This window comes from Bradyrhizobium sp. ma5, assembly GCF_042258955.1.
Lineage (GTDB): Bacteria > Pseudomonadota > Alphaproteobacteria > Rhizobiales > Xanthobacteraceae > Bradyrhizobium.
This window is the reverse complement of record NZ_CP170156.1, coordinates 7,652,155-7,670,068: the sequence shown is the minus strand read 5'-3', so window position 1 is coordinate 7,670,068 and position 17,914 is coordinate 7,652,155. Positions and strand designations below refer to the sequence as shown.

The 17,914-nt window shown below is 62.3% G+C and carries 19 protein-coding genes; 11 read left to right on the top strand and 8 right to left on the bottom strand.

Annotated features, from left to right (window positions below):
* Positions 1–7: 7 nt before the first annotated feature.
* Positions 8–739 carry a dienelactone hydrolase family protein gene (locus ACE103_RS36125; protein WP_375776899.1) on the bottom strand — a complete coding sequence of 244 codons (732 nt, stop codon included), beginning with the start codon at positions 737–739 and terminating at the stop codon, positions 8–10.
* A gap of 178 nt (positions 740–917) precedes the next feature.
* Between ACE103_RS36125 and ACE103_RS36120 the strand changes: the two genes are divergently transcribed.
* The 4 genes from ACE103_RS36120 (at position 918) to ychF (ending at position 4,034) form a co-directional block, all read left to right on the top strand.
* On the top strand, positions 918–1,181 hold the full coding sequence (locus ACE103_RS36120; protein WP_095732773.1) for an accessory factor UbiK family protein: 264 nt from the start codon (positions 918–920) through the stop codon (positions 1,179–1,181).
* 301 nt (positions 1,182–1,482) lie between these two features.
* Entirely contained in the window at positions 1,483–2,205 is a 723-nt protein-coding gene (locus tag ACE103_RS36115) for a 50S ribosomal protein L25/general stress protein Ctc (RefSeq protein ID WP_223977068.1), read from the top strand.
* A gap of 55 nt (positions 2,206–2,260) precedes the next feature.
* Complete coding sequence (pth, locus tag ACE103_RS36110) at positions 2,261–2,875, top strand: aminoacyl-tRNA hydrolase (protein WP_375776898.1); 615 nt, start codon at positions 2,261–2,263, stop codon at positions 2,873–2,875.
* Between the two features lie 61 nt (positions 2,876–2,936).
* The gene (ychF, locus tag ACE103_RS36105) at positions 2,937–4,034 is read left to right on the top strand and encodes a redox-regulated ATPase YchF (RefSeq protein ID WP_212313393.1); all 1,098 of its coding nucleotides are present in this window, start codon (positions 2,937–2,939) and stop codon (positions 4,032–4,034) included.
* A gap of 259 nt (positions 4,035–4,293) precedes the next feature.
* On the opposite strand, the gene ACE103_RS36100 is transcribed toward ychF, so the two are convergent.
* Positions 4,294–4,569 (bottom strand): metal-sensitive transcriptional regulator, encoded by a 276-nt coding sequence (locus ACE103_RS36100; protein ID WP_097671571.1) that lies wholly within the window; start codon positions 4,567–4,569, stop codon positions 4,294–4,296.
* Between the two features lie 66 nt (positions 4,570–4,635).
* Here ACE103_RS36100 and ACE103_RS36095 point away from each other — a divergent pair, with 66 nt between their 5' ends.
* Positions 4,636–7,029, top strand: a complete 2,394-nt coding sequence (locus tag ACE103_RS36095; RefSeq protein WP_375776897.1) for a heavy metal translocating P-type ATPase — start codon at positions 4,636–4,638, stop codon at positions 7,027–7,029.
* 160 nt (positions 7,030–7,189) lie between these two features.
* Here the strand turns inward: ACE103_RS36095 and ACE103_RS36090 are convergent, their stop codons facing one another.
* The 3 genes from ACE103_RS36090 to trxB form a co-directional block, all read right to left on the bottom strand.
* Entirely contained in the window at positions 7,190–8,104 is a 915-nt protein-coding gene (locus ACE103_RS36090) for a 4-hydroxy-tetrahydrodipicolinate synthase family protein (protein WP_375776896.1), read from the bottom strand.
* Between the two features lie 537 nt (positions 8,105–8,641).
* Entirely contained in the window at positions 8,642–9,562 is a 921-nt protein-coding gene (locus ACE103_RS36085; protein ID WP_029081982.1) for a LysR family transcriptional regulator, read from the bottom strand.
* A gap of 2 nt (positions 9,563–9,564) precedes the next feature.
* Positions 9,565–10,530 (bottom strand): thioredoxin-disulfide reductase, encoded by a 966-nt coding sequence (gene trxB / locus ACE103_RS36080; RefSeq protein WP_375776895.1) that lies wholly within the window; start codon positions 10,528–10,530, stop codon positions 9,565–9,567.
* Positions 10,531–10,812: 282 nt separating this feature from the next.
* Here trxB and ACE103_RS36075 point away from each other — a divergent pair, with 282 nt between their 5' ends.
* Positions 10,813–11,292, top strand: a complete 480-nt coding sequence (locus ACE103_RS36075; RefSeq protein ID WP_223977078.1) for an Lrp/AsnC family transcriptional regulator — start codon at positions 10,813–10,815, stop codon at positions 11,290–11,292.
* Positions 11,293–11,330: 38 nt separating this feature from the next.
* On the opposite strand, the gene ACE103_RS36070 is transcribed toward ACE103_RS36075, so the two are convergent.
* Entirely contained in the window at positions 11,331–12,530 is a 1,200-nt protein-coding gene (locus ACE103_RS36070) for a hypothetical protein (RefSeq protein ID WP_375776894.1), read from the bottom strand.
* A 398-nt stretch (positions 12,531–12,928) separates the two neighbouring features.
* On the opposite strand from ACE103_RS36070, the gene ACE103_RS36065 reads away from it, so the two are divergent.
* The 5 genes from ACE103_RS36065 to ACE103_RS36045 all read left to right on the top strand — a co-directional run bounded on the left by ACE103_RS36065 (position 12,929) and on the right by ACE103_RS36045 (position 16,236).
* Complete coding sequence (locus ACE103_RS36065; protein WP_223977082.1) at positions 12,929–13,642, top strand: thioesterase domain-containing protein; 714 nt, start codon at positions 12,929–12,931, stop codon at positions 13,640–13,642.
* A 118-nt stretch (positions 13,643–13,760) separates the two neighbouring features.
* The gene (locus tag ACE103_RS36060; protein WP_375776893.1) at positions 13,761–14,306 is read left to right on the top strand and encodes an SGNH/GDSL hydrolase family protein; all 546 of its coding nucleotides are present in this window, start codon (positions 13,761–13,763) and stop codon (positions 14,304–14,306) included.
* Between the two features lie 171 nt (positions 14,307–14,477).
* Positions 14,478–15,062: a protein-S-isoprenylcysteine O-methyltransferase gene (locus ACE103_RS36055; protein ID WP_223977086.1), complete on the top strand. Its 585-nt coding sequence runs from the start codon at positions 14,478–14,480 to the stop codon at positions 15,060–15,062.
* A gap of 187 nt (positions 15,063–15,249) precedes the next feature.
* Positions 15,250–15,444, top strand: coding sequence for a hypothetical protein (locus tag ACE103_RS36050; RefSeq protein ID WP_223977088.1), 195 nt, complete (start codon positions 15,250–15,252; stop codon positions 15,442–15,444).
* Between the two features lie 87 nt (positions 15,445–15,531).
* On the top strand, positions 15,532–16,236 hold the full coding sequence (locus tag ACE103_RS36045) for a hypothetical protein (RefSeq protein WP_375776892.1): 705 nt from the start codon (positions 15,532–15,534) through the stop codon (positions 16,234–16,236).
* A gap of 447 nt (positions 16,237–16,683) precedes the next feature.
* Here the strand turns inward: ACE103_RS36045 and ACE103_RS36040 are convergent, their stop codons facing one another.
* Together ACE103_RS36040 and greA are read right to left on the bottom strand one after the other, a co-directional pair.
* Positions 16,684–17,088, bottom strand: a complete 405-nt coding sequence (locus ACE103_RS36040) for a DoxX family protein (protein ID WP_212313370.1) — start codon at positions 17,086–17,088, stop codon at positions 16,684–16,686.
* Positions 17,089–17,440: 352 nt separating this feature from the next.
* On the bottom strand, positions 17,441–17,914 hold the full coding sequence (gene greA, locus ACE103_RS36035; protein WP_097671816.1) for a transcription elongation factor GreA: 474 nt from the start codon (positions 17,912–17,914) through the stop codon (positions 17,441–17,443).

Sequence of the window (17,914 nt, the reverse complement as noted above, 5' to 3'; positions counted from 1 at the left end):
TCGGGCCTCAGACCAGGTTGCGGCGATAGAGTGCGAGCAGCCGCTCCCAATGGCGTTCGGCGGCGTCGCGGTCGTAGACCGGGCGCTTGGGGAAAGCGAAGCCATGATGGGTGCCGGGATAGATCTCGACCTCGTTGTTCGAGCCCTTCATGCCCGCCTTCACCTGCTCGATGATCTCCGCCGGGGCGTAGATGTCGGTCTCGGCGCAGGCGAAATAGAGCTCGGCCTTGGTCTTCTGCACGGCGAGATGCGGGCTGTCGGGCTGATCGGTCGCTAGATGCGTGCCGTAGATCGAGGCGGCCGCCTTGACGCGATCGCCGAAATGCGTCGCCGCGTTCACCGCATAGCGGCCGCTCATGCAATAGCCGACGGTCCCGATGATTTTCGTGTTGGCCGCCTTCTGCGTCTCGGCGTAGGCGAGCAGGCCCTTGGTATCTTCCATGACCAGCGGGATGTTGAGCGAGTGCATCAGCTCGAACATGCGCTTGCGCTCGGGCGATTCCGGATCGGGATTAATCGGGCCGAGCTCCATCACGCCGGCGCGGTAATACATGTTGGGCAGCATCACGTAATAGCCCGAGGTGCCGAGCCGGCGCGCCATGTCGCGCAGCTCCTCGCGGATTGCCGGCGCATCCATGTAGAAGATGACGACAGGAAAGGGGCCGCCGCGCTCGGGATGGGTGATGAAGGTGGTGGTCTTGCCGTCCTTGGTCGGGATCTCGACGGTATGCTCGATCATGGCGTTTCTGCTCGCGTCATGTGTGCGATTTCTGTTGTGAGTTCATACGATTGCAAGGAAACCGGAGCATGACAAGGCAAGCTCGCGCGAGGTCTGCCATTCGCGGCGGACTTGAACCGGGTGGCGGGGATCGCCATTGTCTTTTGCGCAAGCCAGTGAATGCGGAGAGTTTTGCCAGATGACCCAGACCAGCAATCGGTTTTTCGATGAGATCGGCCGTCTGATGAACGATGCCGCGGGCGCCGCCCAGGGCGTCAAGCGCGAGGTCGACACGGTCATGCGCAACCAGGCCGAACGGATCCTGCGCGACCTCGATGTGGTCAAGCGCGAGGAATTCGACGCGGTCAAGGACATGGCCCGCCTGGCGCGCGAGGAGAACGAGGCGCTGAAGGCCAGGATCGCCGCGCTGGAAGCCAAGCTCGGGATCGGTGGAGCGACCTGATCTTGCCCCGATCGTCATGGCCGGGCTCGACCCGGCCATCCATGTCCTTCGAGAAAGCCCCCCTTTTTTGATGGATGCCCGGGGCATAGGCGAGCGGAAGCGACGCCGTCCTTCGGACGGCTACGCCCGGGCATGACGGGTTTCGACCCGCAGAAAAATCCCTTCATTTCCTTGTCATTTCGGCCCTTTGGGGCTAAAAGCCCGCCACGTCCGCGGCCCCCGCACCCCTGGAGGCTTGCTGTGGACTTGAGCATGGGCCGCGCTGCGGCCTTTAACTTTTTAAATACAAGGACTTAACGCTATGGCGACCGTCAAGGAATTGAAGGCGACCGCGCGTCCGAAGAGCGGCAAGGGGGCCGCCCGGGCAGAGCGTCGCGCCGGGAGAGTTCCCGGAGTGATCTACGGAGACAACCAACCCCCCGTCACCATCTCGGTCGACGATCGTGACCTGCGCCAGCGCATCCTGGCCGGCCGGTTCCTGACCACGATCTATGACATCGACCTCGAGGGCAAGAAGCACCGCGTGATTCCGCGCGACTTCCACCTCGACCCGGTGAAGGACTTCCCGATCCATGTCGACTTCATGCGGCTCGGCGAAGGCGCGACCATCCGCGTCAGTGTGCCGCTGCACGTCGTGAACGCGGAAACCGCCCCGGGCATCAAGCGCGGCGGCACCGTGAACATCGTCACCCACGCGCTCGAACTCGAGTGCGCGGTCGACAACATTCCGCAATACATCGAAGTCGACGTCGGCGGCCTCGAGATCAGCTACTCGCTTCATCTCTCCGAGGTCACGCTGCCCAAGGGCGTGAAGTCGCTGACCCGCGAGGACGCGACGCTGGTCACCATCGTGCCGCCGTCCGGCTACGCCGAAGAGCAGAAGGCCGCAGCTGCGGCTGCTGCTGGTGGCGCCGCTCCGGCCGCGGGTGCTGCACCGGCCGCTGCGGCGGCTCCGGCTGCGGGTGCTGCGGCTCCGGCCGCGGGTGCCAAGGCTCCCGCCGGCGGTGGCGACAAGAAGAAGTAACCGATCAGGTCGGCGCGCGATCGTCTGATGGCGCGCCGACGTGGGATGCCGCGCCATGCGCCTTTTTGTCGGTCTCGGTAATCCTGGCGCGAAATACGCCAGCAACCGGCACAATATCGGTTTTCTGGCGGTCGACGAGATTGCACGGCGTCATGGTTTCGCACCATGGCGCCGTCGCTTTCAGGGCGAGACCTCCGAAGGCGTGGTCGATCGTGAGAAGGTCGTGCTGCTGAAGCCGACCACTTTCATGAACGAGTCCGGGCGCGCGGCGCAGGAAGCGGCGAACTTCTACAAGCTCGCCTCTGCCGACATCACCGTGTTCCAGGACGAGCTCGAACTGCCGCCCGCCAAGGTGCGGGTCAAGATCGGCGGCGGGATCGCCGGCCATAACGGGCTGCGCTCGATCTCTGCGCATATCGGCAATGAATATCGGCGGGTGCGGCTCGGGATCGGTCATCCCGGCGTCAAGGAGCTCGTGCACAGCCACGTGCTGTCGGACTTCGCCAAGAGCGACCGGGCGTGGGTGGAGGCCTTGTGCCAGGCCGTCGCCGACAATGCCGGCCTGCTGGCTGCGGGGCACGACGCCTCGTTCGCCAACAAGGTGCATCTGACGATGCAGGCCAAGGGATTTTTCGACAAGGGTGAGGATGGCGGCAAGGAGCCGGCTTGATCTCGCGCCATCGTCATCGGCACGAGCCTGCCATGACGAACCAGAGAATATTGAGGAAGACATGGGATTCAAATGCGGGATCGTCGGGCTGCCGAACGTCGGCAAATCGACGCTGTTCAATGCACTGACCGAGACGGCCGCCGCCCAGGCGGCGAACTATCCGTTCTGCACCATCGAGCCGAATGTCGGCGAGGTGGCGGTGCCCGATCCGCGGCTGGAGAAGCTGTCGGCGATTGCGAAGTCCGCGCAGATCATCCCGACCCGGCTGACCTTCGTCGATATCGCGGGCCTGGTGCGCGGCGCCTCGCAGGGCGAAGGCCTCGGCAACCAGTTCCTCGCCAACATCCGCGAGGTCGACGCCATCGCCCATGTGGTGCGCTGCTTCGAGGATTCCGACATCACCCATGTCGAAGGCAAGATCGCGCCGCTCGCCGACATCGAGACCATCGAGACCGAGCTGATGCTGTCCGACCTCGACAGCCTCGAGAAGCGCGTCGACAACCTCTCGAAGAAGGCCAAGGGCAACGACAAGGAAGCCAAGGAGCAGCTCGAGCTCGTCAACCGCGCGCTGGTGCTGTTGCGTGACGGCAAGCCGGCGCGTGCGCTGGAGCGCAAGCCGGAGGAGGAACGTGCGTTCCGCATGCTCGGTCTCCTGACCTCGAAGCCCGTGCTCTATGTGTGCAACGTCGAGGAAGGCTCGGCCAAGGACGGCAACAATTTCTCCAAGGCGGTGTTCGAGCGCGCGAAGGAAGAGGGCGCGGTCGCGGTCGTAATCTCGGCCAAGATCGAATCCGAGATCGCGACGCTGTCGCGCGAGGAGCGTGTCGACTTCCTGGAGACGCTGGGCCTTGAAGAGGCCGGGCTCGACCGGCTGATCCGCGCCGGCTACCAGCTGCTCGACCTCATCACCTATTTCACCGTCGGCCCGAAGGAAGCGCGCGCCTGGACCATCGACCGCGGCACCAAGGCGCCCGCCGCCGCCGGCGTGATCCACACCGATTTCGAGAAGGGTTTCATCCGCGCCGAGACCATCGCGTATGAGGATTACATCGCCGGCAACGGCGAAGCCGGCGCGCGCGATGCTGGCAAGCTGCGGCTCGAAGGCAAGGACTACGTCGTCGCCGACGGCGACGTCATGCATTTCCGCTTCAACACCTGAGCGCACTGTTCAGGCGCGCATGAAGCGGCTGCGAATCAAGCGCCGCACTTTCCCCACGTCGTCCCGGCGAAGGCCGGGACCCATCATCACAAATCTCAGTGATTAACAGCGCTGTGGCCCCAGCTTTTCCTCAAAGCAGGCAACGGTGGCTATGGGTCCCGGCCTTCGCCGGGACGACACTGAATATGCGGTGCCGCTCTCGATTTCGTCGCAAGCGGGCGAGCTGAAGCGACTCCAGAGCCGTCGTTAGTTTCCTAACTCACCTATCCGCGCGGCCGATCACATCCATCAGCTCGGCGATCTTGCGCCGCTGGTCGGCCTTGTCGCCGGACGAGATCGCATGCTCGACGCAATGGGCGACATGATCGCGCAGGACCTCTTCCTCGACGCGGCGGAGGGCCGCGCGCGCCGCAGCGATCTGCGTCACCACGTCGATGCAATAGCGGTCTTCCTCGACCATGGCGGCCAAGCCGCGGATCTGACCCTCGATCCGTTTGAGCCGTTTTAAACAGGATGTCTTGACGTCGTCTCTCATAGGTCTCATATACCCCCATAGGGTATACAAATCAAGAGGCCGGGATACCGGCCGGGAAGAGTCTTCGTGGCAGACGCAAAGCACGACCATTCGCACGCGGATCATCACCATCATGGCGCGGCCGCGCATTCCTGCTGCGGCGGCAAGCATGATCACCACATGACGCCGGCCGAGGCGACGTTCGCGATCGATCCGGTCTGCGGCATGAAGGTCAACCCGGCGACCGCCAGGCACCGCTTCAGCTACAAGGGCGAGGAATACCTGTTCTGCAGCGGCCGTTGCCGCGAGCGCTTCGAGGCCGAGCCGGACAAGTACCTCAAGCCGCGCGAGGCGGAGCCGCCGATGCCGGCCGGCACGATCTACACCTGCCCGATGCATCTGGAGGTGCGCCAGGTCGGTCCCGGCAGCTGCCCGATCTGCGGCATGGCGCTGGAGCCGGAGCAGATCTCGCTCGACGACGGGCCGGATCCCGAATTGATCGACATGACGCGGCGGTTCTGGATCGCGCTGGCGCTGACGCTGCCGGTGTTCGTGCTCGAGATGGGCAGCCATCTCGGGCTGATGCATCTGGTGCCGCAGGGCTGGTCGAACTGGATCTCGTTCGTGCTGGCGACGCCCGTCGTGCTGTGGGCCGGCGCGCCGTTCTTCGTGCGCGGCTGGCAGTCGGTGGTGACGCGCAATCTCAACATGTTCACGCTGATCGCGATGGGCGTCGGCGTCGCCTATCTCTACAGCGTGGTCGCGACGCTGGCGCCGCAGCTGTTCCCGCCGGCGTTCCGCGACATGCATGGCGCGGTCGCGGTGTATTTCGAGGCGGCGGCCGTGATCACGGTGCTGGTGCTGCTCGGCCAGGTGCTGGAATTGCGCGCCCGTGCGCAGACCTCGGGCGCGATCCGCGCGCTACTCGGCCTTGCGCCCAAGACCGCGCGGCGCGTCACCGATCACGGTGACGAGGATATCGACATCGACGCGATCAAGGTCGGCGACCGCCTGCGCGTGCGCCCCGGCGAGAAGGTGCCCGTCGATGGCGTCGTCATCGAGGGCAGCGCGGTCATCGACGAATCCATGGTGACTGGTGAATCGATGCCGGTCACGAAGGCCGAAGGCGCGAGCGTGATCGGCGGTACCGTCAACCAAAGCGGCGGCCTCGTGATGCGCGCCGAGAAGGTCGGCCGCGACACCATGCTGTCGCGCATCGTCGACATGGTGGCGAAGGCGCAGCGCTCGCGCGCGCCGATCCAGCGGCTCGCCGACCGCGTCGCCGGCTGGTTCGTGCCGGCGGTGATCGCCGCGGCCGTGCTCGCCTTCATCGCATGGACGGTGTTCGGCCCCGAGCCGCGCCTGACCTTTGCGCTGGTCGCCGCGGTCACGGTGCTGATCATCGCCTGCCCCTGCGCGCTGGGATTGGCAACGCCGATGTCGATCATGGTCGGTGTCGGCCGCGGCGCGCATTCCGGCATCCTGATCCGCGACGCGCAGGCGCTGGAGCGGATGGAGGCGATCGACACGCTGGTCATCGACAAGACCGGTACGCTCACCGAAGGCAAGCCGAAGGTCGTGCGTATCATTGCCGCCGATGGGTTCGACGAGAACGGCGTGCTCCGCCTGGCCGCCAGCGTCGAGCAGGGCAGCGAGCATCCGCTGGCGCAGGCGATCATCGCGGCCGCCAAAGAGCGCAGGCTGGCATCGGCGGCCGTCAGCAATTTTGCCTCGCCCTCCGGCAAGGGCGCGACCGGCGCGGTCGAAGGCAAGCAGGTCGCGCTCGGCAATGCGGTGCTGATGGGGGAGTTGAAGATCGCAACGTCAGCGCTGGACCCGGACGCGGAAGCTGCACGGCGGGACGGCGCGACGGCGATCTATGTCGCGGTCGATGGCCGCCTCGCCGGCGTGATCGCGATTGCCGATCCGGTCAAGGCGTCGGCGGCCAGCGCGCTGCAGGCGTTGCGCGCCGAGGGCCTGCGCATCGTGATGCTCACCGGCGACAATGAGACCACCGCGCGCGCGGTGGCGAAAACGCTCGGCATCGACGAGGTCGAGGCCGGCGTGCTGCCGGAGCGCAAGAGCGAGGTCGTGCAGCGGCTGCGCGGCGAAGGCCGCGTCGTCGCGATGGCGGGCGATGGCGTCAACGATGCGCCGGCGCTGGCAGCGGCCGATGTCGGCATTGCGATGGGTGGCGGCACCGATGTCGCGATCGAGAGCGCTGGCATCACGCTGCTCACCGGCGACCTGATGGGCCTGGTCCGGGCGCGGCGATTGTCGGTCGCAACCATGCGCAACATCCGCCAGAACCTGGCGTTCGCCTTCGTCTACAACGCCGCCGGCGTGCCGATCGCGGCCGGCGTGCTGTATCCGCTGTTCGGCATCCTGCTGTCGCCGATGGTCGGCGCCGCTGCGATGGCGCTGTCCTCGGTCAGCGTGATCGGAAATGCGCTCAGGCTTTCGAGGGTGAAGCTGGACTAGCCGTCTCTTACCTCGCCCCGCTTGCGGGGAGAGGTCGGATCGCATCGCAGATGCGATCCGGGTGAGGGGGACTCCACGAGTTCGTCTGTCGCCATTGTTGCGGACGCAGCCCCTCACCCCAGCCCTCTCCCCGCAAGAGCGGGGCGAGGGAGAAGAGGCTTCACGCCGGCAGCAGCAGCTGCGCGCGCCGCTCCATCTCGGCATCGAGCCAGGTTGTGAGATCCTCGCTCACCTCGACCATCGGCAGCCGCACCTCGGGGCTGTCGATCAATCCCTGCCGCCACAGCCAGTGCTTGGCCGGCGCCGGGCTCGGTTCCGCGAACAACAGTCGGGTCAGGCCGACGACGCTCTGCCAGGCGGCGAGTGCCGCGTCGCGCTTGCTTTGCCTCAGCAGCGTGCGGATCGATGCGAATGTGTCCGTCTGCAGATGCGCGGACAGCAGGATCGCGCCGTCGGCGCCATCCGAGAGCGCATCGAAGGTCTGCGCGTCTTCGCCGGTCAGCACGCGGAAGCCGGCGGGCCGGCGATTGAGGAAGTCGATCGACTGCGCGCGGTCGGCACAGCAATCCTTCATGCCGGCGATGTTGGGATGTTCCGCCAGCGCCAGCAGCGTCTCATTGGTGAGGTTCACCGCCGTGCGATACGGAATGTTGTAGAGCACGACCGGCCACGAGGCGTGATCGGCCAGCGCATTGAAGTGCTGCACGAGCCCGCGTTGCGAGGGCCTGATGTAATAGGGGCTCGCGATCAGGTAACCGTTGATCGGCCAGTCGGCCGTATCATCCAGCGCATCCTTCATCCTGGCCGTAGAGGCGCCGGACAGCCCGAGGCAGACCGGCAGATGGCGGGAGTTGGCACTGAGCTCGTCGAGCACGACGCTGACCAGCCCTTCCAGCTCATCGGTGCTGAGCGCCATGCCTTCGCCGGAGGTTGCACCCAGGATGAACCCGTCGACGGGGCCGCCGGCATAGTGCCGCACGAGGCGTCGCAGCGAGGTGGCGTCGAGTTCGCCGTTGCGGAACGGCGTGATCAGGGGCAGCCAGAGGCCCTGCAATTGCTGGTGTAGCTCAGTCATGTTCCATCTCCTTGGGAAGTCAAAGCCGGAGACGGGACCAACAAAAAAACCCCGTTCAGGCGGCGGGGTTTCGGGATCGGTAGGATGCGAAGGTGATCTTATCGCGCGCGATCTCGTGTCCCCGGGAGGGGAGCTTTTTTCGACGACAGAACGGCGCACGAAGTCGTGATCATGGGATAATGATGCTGCGCTGCGAGGTTGTTGTCAATCCACATGCTGACCGTGACGTGCGGCACGTTTGCGCGTGACATCAAGGTGAAAGACATTGAGATGAAAAAAAGCCGGGCTCGAGTGAGCCCGGCTTAAGGTATTGGCCACGTGAGGCCGACACAATCACCTTCCAAGAGGGATTACTGAACTTCCGCGCCACTGGAGGAGGGGGACATATGCGCGACGCGACCGCTCAGCGTGTAAGCACTATGATCCCCATCGACGCCTTGCAGCAACTATCCAGCTCGCATGTCAGTCATGCGGAGATTCAGGGGCCTCTTGGCGCGGCGCGGAAGGCCTATAACCCAGTCCATAAGGCCGGCTTAATCAGGACGGCCAGCGCTGCGCCTTGCTGACCACGAAGTCGCGGAACACCTGCACCCGGGCCACCGTCTTCAGCTCTTCCGGATAGACGAAGTAGGTGTCGAGCGCGATCGAGTCGGACTCGCCGAACAGCTGCACGAGGTTGTTCTGTTCGACCAGATAGTCCGGCAGCGCGGCGATGCCGAGGCCCTGCTGGCAGGCGCGCACCAGGCCGAGGATGTTGTTGACCTTGAAGTAGGGTTCGCGCGGACCGGAGCCGTTGCGGCCGGCATCGATCAGCCAGCTGCGGTTCTGCAGATGCGGCGGCACCTGCGAGTCGCCGAGCATGATGATGCGATGCGAGTCGAGATCATCCAGCGTCCGCGGCGTGCCGAAACGCTTGATGTATTCCGGCGAGCAATAGGCATGGAAGCCGATCGAGAACAGCTTGCGCTGGATCAGGTCGGGCTGGGTCGGCTTGCGGGTGCGGATCGCGACGTCGGCCTCGCGCATCGACAGATCGAGATCCTCGTCGGTGACGATCAGCGAGATCCGGATATCCGGATAGAGCGCTACGAACTCGTCGAGCCGCGGGATCAGCCAGTTGATGCCGAGCGCCGGCGGCGTTGTGATCTTGAGGTCGCCGCTCGGCCGCTCGCGGCTGTCGGTGAGCTTGGCGCGCGCCGCCTGCAGCTGCATGAAGACGTCATGCGCGGTGCGGAACAGCAGGTCGCCCTGCTCGGTGAGGATCAGGCCGCGGGCATGGCGGTGAAACAGCGAGACCGAGAGCTCCTGCTCCAGTGCGCTGACCTGGCGGGAGACCGCCGATTGCGACAGGCCGAGCTGCTCGCCGGCATGCGTGAAGCTGCCAGCTTCCGCCGCCGCGTGAAAGACCTTCAGCTTGTCCCAATCCATGTCCGTAAATCCGTCGCGAGATCGTGCCATGATTATTCCGCCGCTGCGCGATCGCTCGCGCGAAGAGCAATGAAGCGTTCGGCCTCGAGCGCTGCCATGCAGCCGAGACCGGCGGCGGTGACCGCCTGCCGAAAGGTTTCATCCGCCACGTCGCCGGCGGCGAACAGGCCGGGCACCGAGGTCGCCGTGGAGTTCGGCGCCACCTCGACATAGCCCGACGGTTTCAGCTTGATCTGGCCTTTGACGAGCTCCGTCGCCGGCGCATGGCCGATCGCGATGAAGATGCCGTCGGTCTTGAGGTCGGTGAGTGCACCGGTCTTGACGTTCTTGAGCCGCACGTGGGTGACCTTGTTCGGGTTCTCGGTGCCGCAGATCTCGTCGATCGCGGAATCCCACACCACCTTGATCTTGGCATGCTTGAACAGCCGCTCCTGCAGGATGCGCTCGGCGCGGAAGTGATCGCGGCGATGCACGATGGTGACTTGCGAGGCGTGATTGGTCAGGTACAGCGCTTCCTCGACCGCGGTGTTGCCGCCGCCGACCACCACGACTTCCTTGCCACGATAGAAGAAGCCGTCGCAGGTCGCGCAGGCTGATACGCCGCCGCCCTGGAATTTCTCCTCCGAGGGCAGCCCGAGCCAGCGCGCCTGGGCGCCGGTGGCGAGGATGACGGTCTCGGCTAGATAGACGTCGCCGGAATCGCAGGTCAGGCGAAACGGGCGCTGGCCGAGCTCCAGCTTGTTCACGAGATCGGTGACGATCTTGGTGCCGACATGGGCCGCCTGCTTCTCCATCTGCTCCATCAGCCAGGGGCCCTGGATCACATCGGCGAAGCCCGGATAGTTCTCGACATCGGTGGTGATGGTGAGCTGGCCGCCCGGCTGAATGCCCTGGATCAGGATCGGTTCGAGCATCGCGCGCGCCGCGTAGATCGCTGCGGTGTAACCGGCGGGGCCGGACCCGATGATGACGACCTTGGCATGGGTAGGCGCGGGCATTGTGAGATCCCTCTGTTTTGGGGATTTTTTCAAGGACTTGTGCGGGAAGCGCCCCGGAAACGCGTCACGGCGGCGCCAAAAGTGTCAAATCCAAGTCTAGGATATCTGGGAAGCTATGCAAGATTTGCAATCCATGGCAGCGATTTTTCCCCGGAACAGAAGTCACATTCGCGAAATCGTGCGCTGCACGCGCAATAAAATTGCGCAATGCCGGCTGCCTGCGCTATGAGAGTTGCCGGCAGACCTGCCAAGCCTTCCGAACCCTGAGGGAACCCAAGTCGCGTGTCGAAGAACCTTGACGAGATCGACCTCAAAATCCTCGCCGAGATCCAGGCTGATGGCCGAATCACCAATGTGGAACTCGCCAAACGTGTCGGGATCTCGCCGCCGCCCTGCCTGCGCAGGGTCCGGGCGCTGGAAGAGGAGGGCTACATTCAGGGCTACCGCGGCCTGCTCGATCCGCGCCGCCTCGGCTTCGACGTGACGGTGTTCGCCTCGGTGCATCTGTCGAGCCAGGCCGACGCCGATCTCCGCTCTTTCGAGAATTTCGTGCGCGCCGAGCCTTTGGTGCGGGAATGCTGGATGCTGTCGGGCGAAGTCGATTTCATCCTCAAATGCGTCGCCCCCGACATGGCGACGTTCCAGGATTTCGTCACCCATCTGACGGCCGCGCCGCATGTGCGCAACGTCAGGACGTCGCTGGTGCTGCACAATTCGAAATACGAAGCCGCGGTGCCACTGGGCGTGAAGGCGGCGTCGTAGCGCATCCGATGTTTGAGCTGGAGTGAAGAGGCTCCTCGTCAACTTCGGGCAATCATCACCGAACCGTTTGCCTCGAATAGTCCAACTGCCCCGGACGGTGAAGTCGCGACGTCGAACTCGAGCGGGCCGCAAGTAATCATGCAATAGTCGTAAACCGAGCGCTGATCGTTCCCCATCAAGAACTGATAGTGGATCTGCATGAAGTCGAATCGATGACGTCTGAAGCGGATCGGACTTATCATTGAATGTATCTGGACGCGCCGAATTTTTGGGTGCTCTCCTGAATAGTCCCGGCTGGTACGTTTCAGCGTGACGGGGTCGAAGCGATAGAAGCTGATCGCGTCATCTCGTGCCTGGTATTCGACCCAGTCGATGGCAGTCGTTCCGGCCACAAGTTGTGCCGCTTCCCGAATTTGGCCGCCCATCGGATGCAATGCGAATTTGGGAATAGTGGCGCCCACTGTGAGAATGCACAGCTTCGGTCCGCGCGTTTCAAGCAGGGGATCCAATTTTAGCGCGCGCGCGACCGCCGCTATCGTGAGTGCGGCGCCAAGAGAATGGCCAACAATGAGAATTTCATCAACTTTCGCAGCCTGAGCTCTCTTTGCGATCAGCTCAGCAAAGTCGTCGAGTCGCGCATCAAGTTCGCTTCTGCGCCCGTAAAGGAACTCGTGGGAGAAAATGGCATCATCGAGGATGTGGTTTATGCGACGCTTCGGTCCGATCCAGAGTACAGCGCTGACGAAGATGGCAAGCGACAGAAAAATGCCAAGCAGCAGTTCCACCCAAAGTGTAGCGTGCAAGGGCCTGATCACGAGATACGATAGCCCAACGCTGCACAATGCGATCAGCAGCAAACAACAATATGGAAAGACGAAAAAGAGGGCGTACTTCCAGCTCGCGATCGCATATCTAAACAGCGTTCCCGTTATGATGAAGTCGAACAGCGCTCTCACGGACTGTACGAGACGAGGCACGAGCCCGACTTTCGAATCGCACCGAATGAGATCATCCCAGCGCAGCATCTCGAAGGTGATGCTGGTTTTCCAGTTTGGACCCCACGCCTCCACGTTGCATGAAGCATCGATTGCAGATGTGTTCGAGATTTCCGACAGCCGTGAAGAAGTGCCCCAAATCCTATCGAAGCTCGAGAGCGACCGGCGCAGGCGTTCGACCTGCTGTTCCGGAGTGATGGGATCGTAACCGCCAACGTGGAAGACGTGCCGTCGTCGAATCATCTAGCAACTCGAAATCTGCATGGACATTGGTTGCCACTCATCCTGAAAGATTGAAATGCATCGGCACTTTACTCCGGAACCCTTGCGACGTTGATCCGCAATCCTTGCTGAATGTGACATGGATGATGGGGATTCGACCCTATCAAATTACCGTTCCGCCCGCGAGGTGGCACTCATTGAGATTGGCTTTGATCAAAAAGTGCAGAGGACAGGCCGTGATGGGGCCAATTGACCCCGGATGGTGGTGAAGGGGGCGCGGCTCGAATGGCTCTTTCCAGTGTGGCAAATCCGCGACAGCAAACAATTGCGCGCTTCAACACGTCTTTCAAAGATCTTTCTCGATTGTCACGATTCCCAAGTTTGCGTTAATGCGACTTAGGTCGGCGAGGGATCCTGAAATGGAAAGACTACGCTACAGCGCGGCGCTGGTGTGCGCCGTCCTGACAGTCCTTTTTGCAAGCAACTTGTATTCGAACAGCGGGGCTCAGGCGCGTCCCGGAATTGCGATTGCACTCAGATCGACAGGTCCGCAGGCTCGATTGCATTCCTCCGCGACGCACGTCTATCTGTTTCGCGGGCTGTTGAACGTCTTTTCCCTGGGCATGGACGACCTTGCCGCCCAGCTGCGCGCGGCCGGCATCGCCGCGGACGTCGCCAACCACGCCCAGTGGAGAGGCGTTGCCGACGAAATTATTGCAAAATATAGAGCGGGCCAGCGCGGACCTATCGTACTGATCGGGCACTCCCTTGGTGCGGATGCCGTGATGTCGATGGCAGAGTACCTCGGCCAAATGGGCGTGCCGGTCGCTTTGGTTGTCCCGTTCGACGGCACATCGCCTCATGCGGCGACGGCGAATGTCGCAAGGGTTTTGAATCTGTTCAAGCATGAAAGCGATCGAATAAGTCGCGGCCCCGGCTTCCGCGGCGAGCTTACAAACTTCAAGGTTCCCGATGTCAACGTCGACCACTTCAACATCGATAAAAGCGCGGCGTTGCATAGCCTAGTGATAAGAAAGATCAGGTCGATCGGATCCGGCGTTGCGCGCCCAAAGGCCCGCCAGAATCCTTCGAACGTGGTTTCACCTGCAGCCGCAGCCTCGACCAATTCCTAGCCTCACGCCCAAAAGACAGTTTGAAGGCGGCATGTGACGCGTCACGTGAGGCTTTGGATTACGCCTCCCCGGTGTCCGTGCTATTTTTCTGTGGCACTTCAGTCCGGGGAGGCAGTCGGTGACGACGTTCGGAAGATTCTCAATCGCTGTAGCGATCGGCATATTGGCGACTGTCTCCGCCGCCTTCGCAAAGCCGATTCGTATCGTGGCAGTCGGCGCAAGCAACACGCAGGGTTGGTACGTCGGGAAGCAAGGCGCTTACCCGGCCAAGCTGGAAGCCCTGCTGAGGGAGAAGGGCGTCAATGCGAACGTCGTCAATGCCGGCATTCCCTTCGATACCACGGCCGGTATGCTCAAGCGCATTGATAGCGACGTGCCGAAGGGAACCGACATCGTCATCCTGCAGCCTGGAGGCAATGACAGGCGCTTCCTTGTCACGAAGGAGCAGCGGGCGGCCAACATCGCGGCGATGGAGCGGCGGCTGCGTGATCGCGCCATCAAGAGCGTCGTGTACGACGATGAGATTCCGCCGCAGTATTACGCTTTTGACTTCATTCACCTCACGGCTGACGGCCATGCCTTCATAGCGTCGCAGTTGCTCCCGCGCGTGCTGGCGATGATCGACCGGAGGGCCGGCGTGGCTTCGCCGCGGTCGAGAGACTAGCGGGTCGCGCGGCCAATTTATCAGTGGAAACAACCCGCAAGCCTTGTATGATTGCTTCATGTTGGTCTGTGGACAGACCCGGTTCGGTCAAATCTCAGACACCGCTAAGGATGGCGCACCTTCGATGGTCGGCAAAAATGGCACGCCAGCGAAAACAGCGCTTGGCCCACGATGACGCCTGGCATTGCCAAGTTCGTGTTTGTGATGATGGCGGTCGGTTGGTATCTCATCCGCTATAGATACGCACGTCGTTCTCGTCGTGAGAAGGTCTTGCGGAGCGCCCGAGGCCCCCGCGAGAACACCCTGCTGCTGATATCGCTCACGGGTCTCGGAATTGTACCGTTCGTGTACATCGCAACGGCCGCACCTCATTTCGCGTCGTATGCCTTCCGGCCAGTTCAAGCATGGCTGGGGATTTTCGTGGCGATTGCGGCGCTGGTCATGTTCCGGCTGACCCATCGCGCTCTTGGTCGGAACTGGTCGGTGAGTCTCGACGTGCGGGAGAATCATCACCTGATCACAGACGGGATTTATCGAAGAATCCGGCATCCCATGTATTCTGCATTTTGGCTTTGGGCCGTCGCGCAGGCGCTGCTCTTGCCGAATCTGGTAGCCGGTTTCGCCGGCCTGATCGGATTTGGGACACTGTTCTTCGGCCGGATTGCCCGGGAAGAACAGATGATGCTGGAGACGTTCGGCGACGAGTATCGCGAGTATATGGCACGGACCGGACGCGTTATGCCGAGGCTGTTCTAGCCGGCTGTAATGGTGACGCCCGTGCCTGCAACTGGACACCCACGCAGGACAACTACCCCGTGTTGTTTTTGTCACAGCCGACCAAGAAACGACCTTGCAAGCACGAGCTTTGGTTCAGCGTTAATTGCGCTGCACCCGTTCGAGGGTATGGTGGTTACGCTCACGCTACCCATCTTCGGAGATCACAATGCTGAAATATCTGGTTGTTGGAGTTGCGACTTTTGGTTTCATGGCCGCTGCCAACGCAGCCGACCTCCCTCGTCCGCAGCCGGTTGCCGAACAGGCTCCGATTGGCAAGATGCCGATTGGCAAGTATCCGGTTGGCAAGTATCCGGTCGGCAAGACCCCGGTTGGAAAAGCTCCGATCGTAACGAAGGGTTAATTTGAGGATCGCCCCGACAACGCGCTCCTTCAGCAATTGCTGAAGGCGCTGTCGGGGGTGATGTCTTGCCCTTGTGAGGGTCTGAAGGTGCCAGAATCGAATCGGAAACGGAGCGGCCTGCGGCTGCTCGGCGGAATTGGTGTCGTTCTGGCTTCCATGACTTTGGAAGCCGGCATTGGTCATGCGCAGCAATTGGCCGCGCAAACGGATCAGGCCCCGCTGCAGCAGGACAAACCGCGTAAACCGTCGTCAAGGTCGGTTGTGGCGGCAGCCGTTGCTGGACCGAGTGCTTCCGTTTCTGGAGCAGACGTGAAACCGGTTCGAAGGTCTACGGCCAAAGGGCCGTATTACGTGGACTTTCGTGCCCGCACGGCAGCTTCATATGGGCATGCCTTTATCTGGTACGGCAAGACAAGCGAGAAGCAGGTTGAAGTTGCGGGGCTGCACCCGGCGGGCGACGTCCTGCCTTACGTGCTGGGGCATCTTATGTGGGTGCCCTCCGAGACGGGAGCAAGCTACGGCGACCTTGACGTCCAGTATTTGACGGCCAGCTATCGCGTCTACCTGAGTGAGGCGGACGCGAAGAAGGTCTTTGCCTACATCAAGGAGCTTCAGGCGAGCTCGCCTGTTTGGAACGCGGAAACGACTAATTGCACGGCCTTTATAGGTCGTATAGCCAGCTTCATGGGTCTGAAGGCTCCATTCCATTTGTTGAAGCCCGAGGAATACGTAAACCAGTTGAGAGACATGAACGGCGGGCGCCAGACCGTGCAACTCGCTTCGGATCGTTAGTTTTCCCACCAAGGACCACCTGGCGGCTGCACTTGGGCAAAGCCGCTATTGGGAACGCTTCCGAGATTTCTTCAGATGAAGGGGCAGATAGTTGCATTGGCATCCAATGCGAACCGGTGCGGAATACAAGTTCGAGCCTACCAAAACGTATTTAAACTGGGGCTGATGTTGGACTTTCTCGCAAAGCAGCCAGAAACTGCGAGCAGCAACTGACCTTCAGTATGTAGCGGGCTTCAGATGCCTTTTTTGGACCGCTAGGAAGATCGTCCACCGGACCCGCGCCTCTTCCATCTTTGCAACGCTCTTCGGGTTTATATCCCATCGCGCTCGGAAAGCGTCCCCAGGCTCCCCGACTATCCCTGCATTGCTCGACGGATCTTGCCGCTGTCCGTTGTGGCGCAACCGTGACGGACCCGTCCCGGTTGAACGGGACGGGCTCAGCCTTCGTTACTTCTTGCCCATCGCCGCGTCGACGCTGATCGGGCCGGGGCCCGAGGTTGCGAGGTAGAGGCAGGCGAAGCAGAACAGGATCGCTGCGGTGCCGTTGTTGAGCAGCGGCAGCAACACCGGCTCGGCCGGGTTCTTCAACATGTGGCCGAGGAAATAGGCGAACGCCATCTCGCCCGACAGGATGAATGCGGCCAGTCGCGAGAACAGGCCGAGCATCAGGAGCGCGCCGAGCACCAGTTCAAGCCAGCCTGCGGCCTGGATCAACGGCGGGATATTGGCGAAGTAGGCGAGCACGGGAAACTTGAAGATCTTCGCGACGCCGTACTGAAACAGCAGCAGTCCGGTGATGAACCGGAACAGGCTCAGCGCCGTCGGCTGCCATTTGGAAAACATCTGGTCCATTGTCATTAACCCCCTGATTGACACGCTGGAACATTGCACGATGCAGAAACACACGGTGTCCGCCACCAGAATGTGATGTCAACACCTTGCGCCTGGAATCATTCCTCGCTCCACGGAAGTTGCGAGAGAACGCGGCAGTGACACGGTGACACGCCGCGATGCGTGTTGCGACGCAATCATCGGCTCCGCCCCCGGTCCCCGACATGATTATACTGCATAAACATGTGACGGCCTCCCTAGTATGCCGCCTTGCCGCCCTCCACTCACATTGCTGTCAGACGTGGGGAAAACGCGGGCACAAAAAAAGCCGCGTGCAACACGCGGCCTTTTTGCACCAGTCACGTCAGGGTAACTACCGCCACTCGACCTTGGTGATCTCGTAGGCCTTGGCGCCGCCCGGCGCCATCACTTCGACGGTGGTGCCCTTCTTCTTGCCGATCAGCGCGCGTGCGAGCGGCGAGGTGATGGAGATGCGGCCCTTCTTGGCGTCGGCCTCGACCTCGCCGACGATCTGCCACACCGCTTTCTTCTCGGTGTCCTCATCGATCAGCGTCACGGTCGCGCCGAACTTGATGGTGTCGCCGGACAGTTTCGAAATGTCGATGATGTCGGCGCGCGCGAGCTTGTCCTCGAGCTCGGCGATGCGGCCCTCGTTGTGCGACTGCTCTTCCTTGGCGGCGTGATACTCGGCGTTCTCCGAGAGGTCGCCGTGCGAGCGCGCTTCCGCAATGTGTTCGATGATGCGCGGACGATCCTCCGACTGTCGCTTCTTGAGCTCGTTCGTCAGCGCGGCGTAACCGCCCGCGGTCATCGGAACCTTATCCAT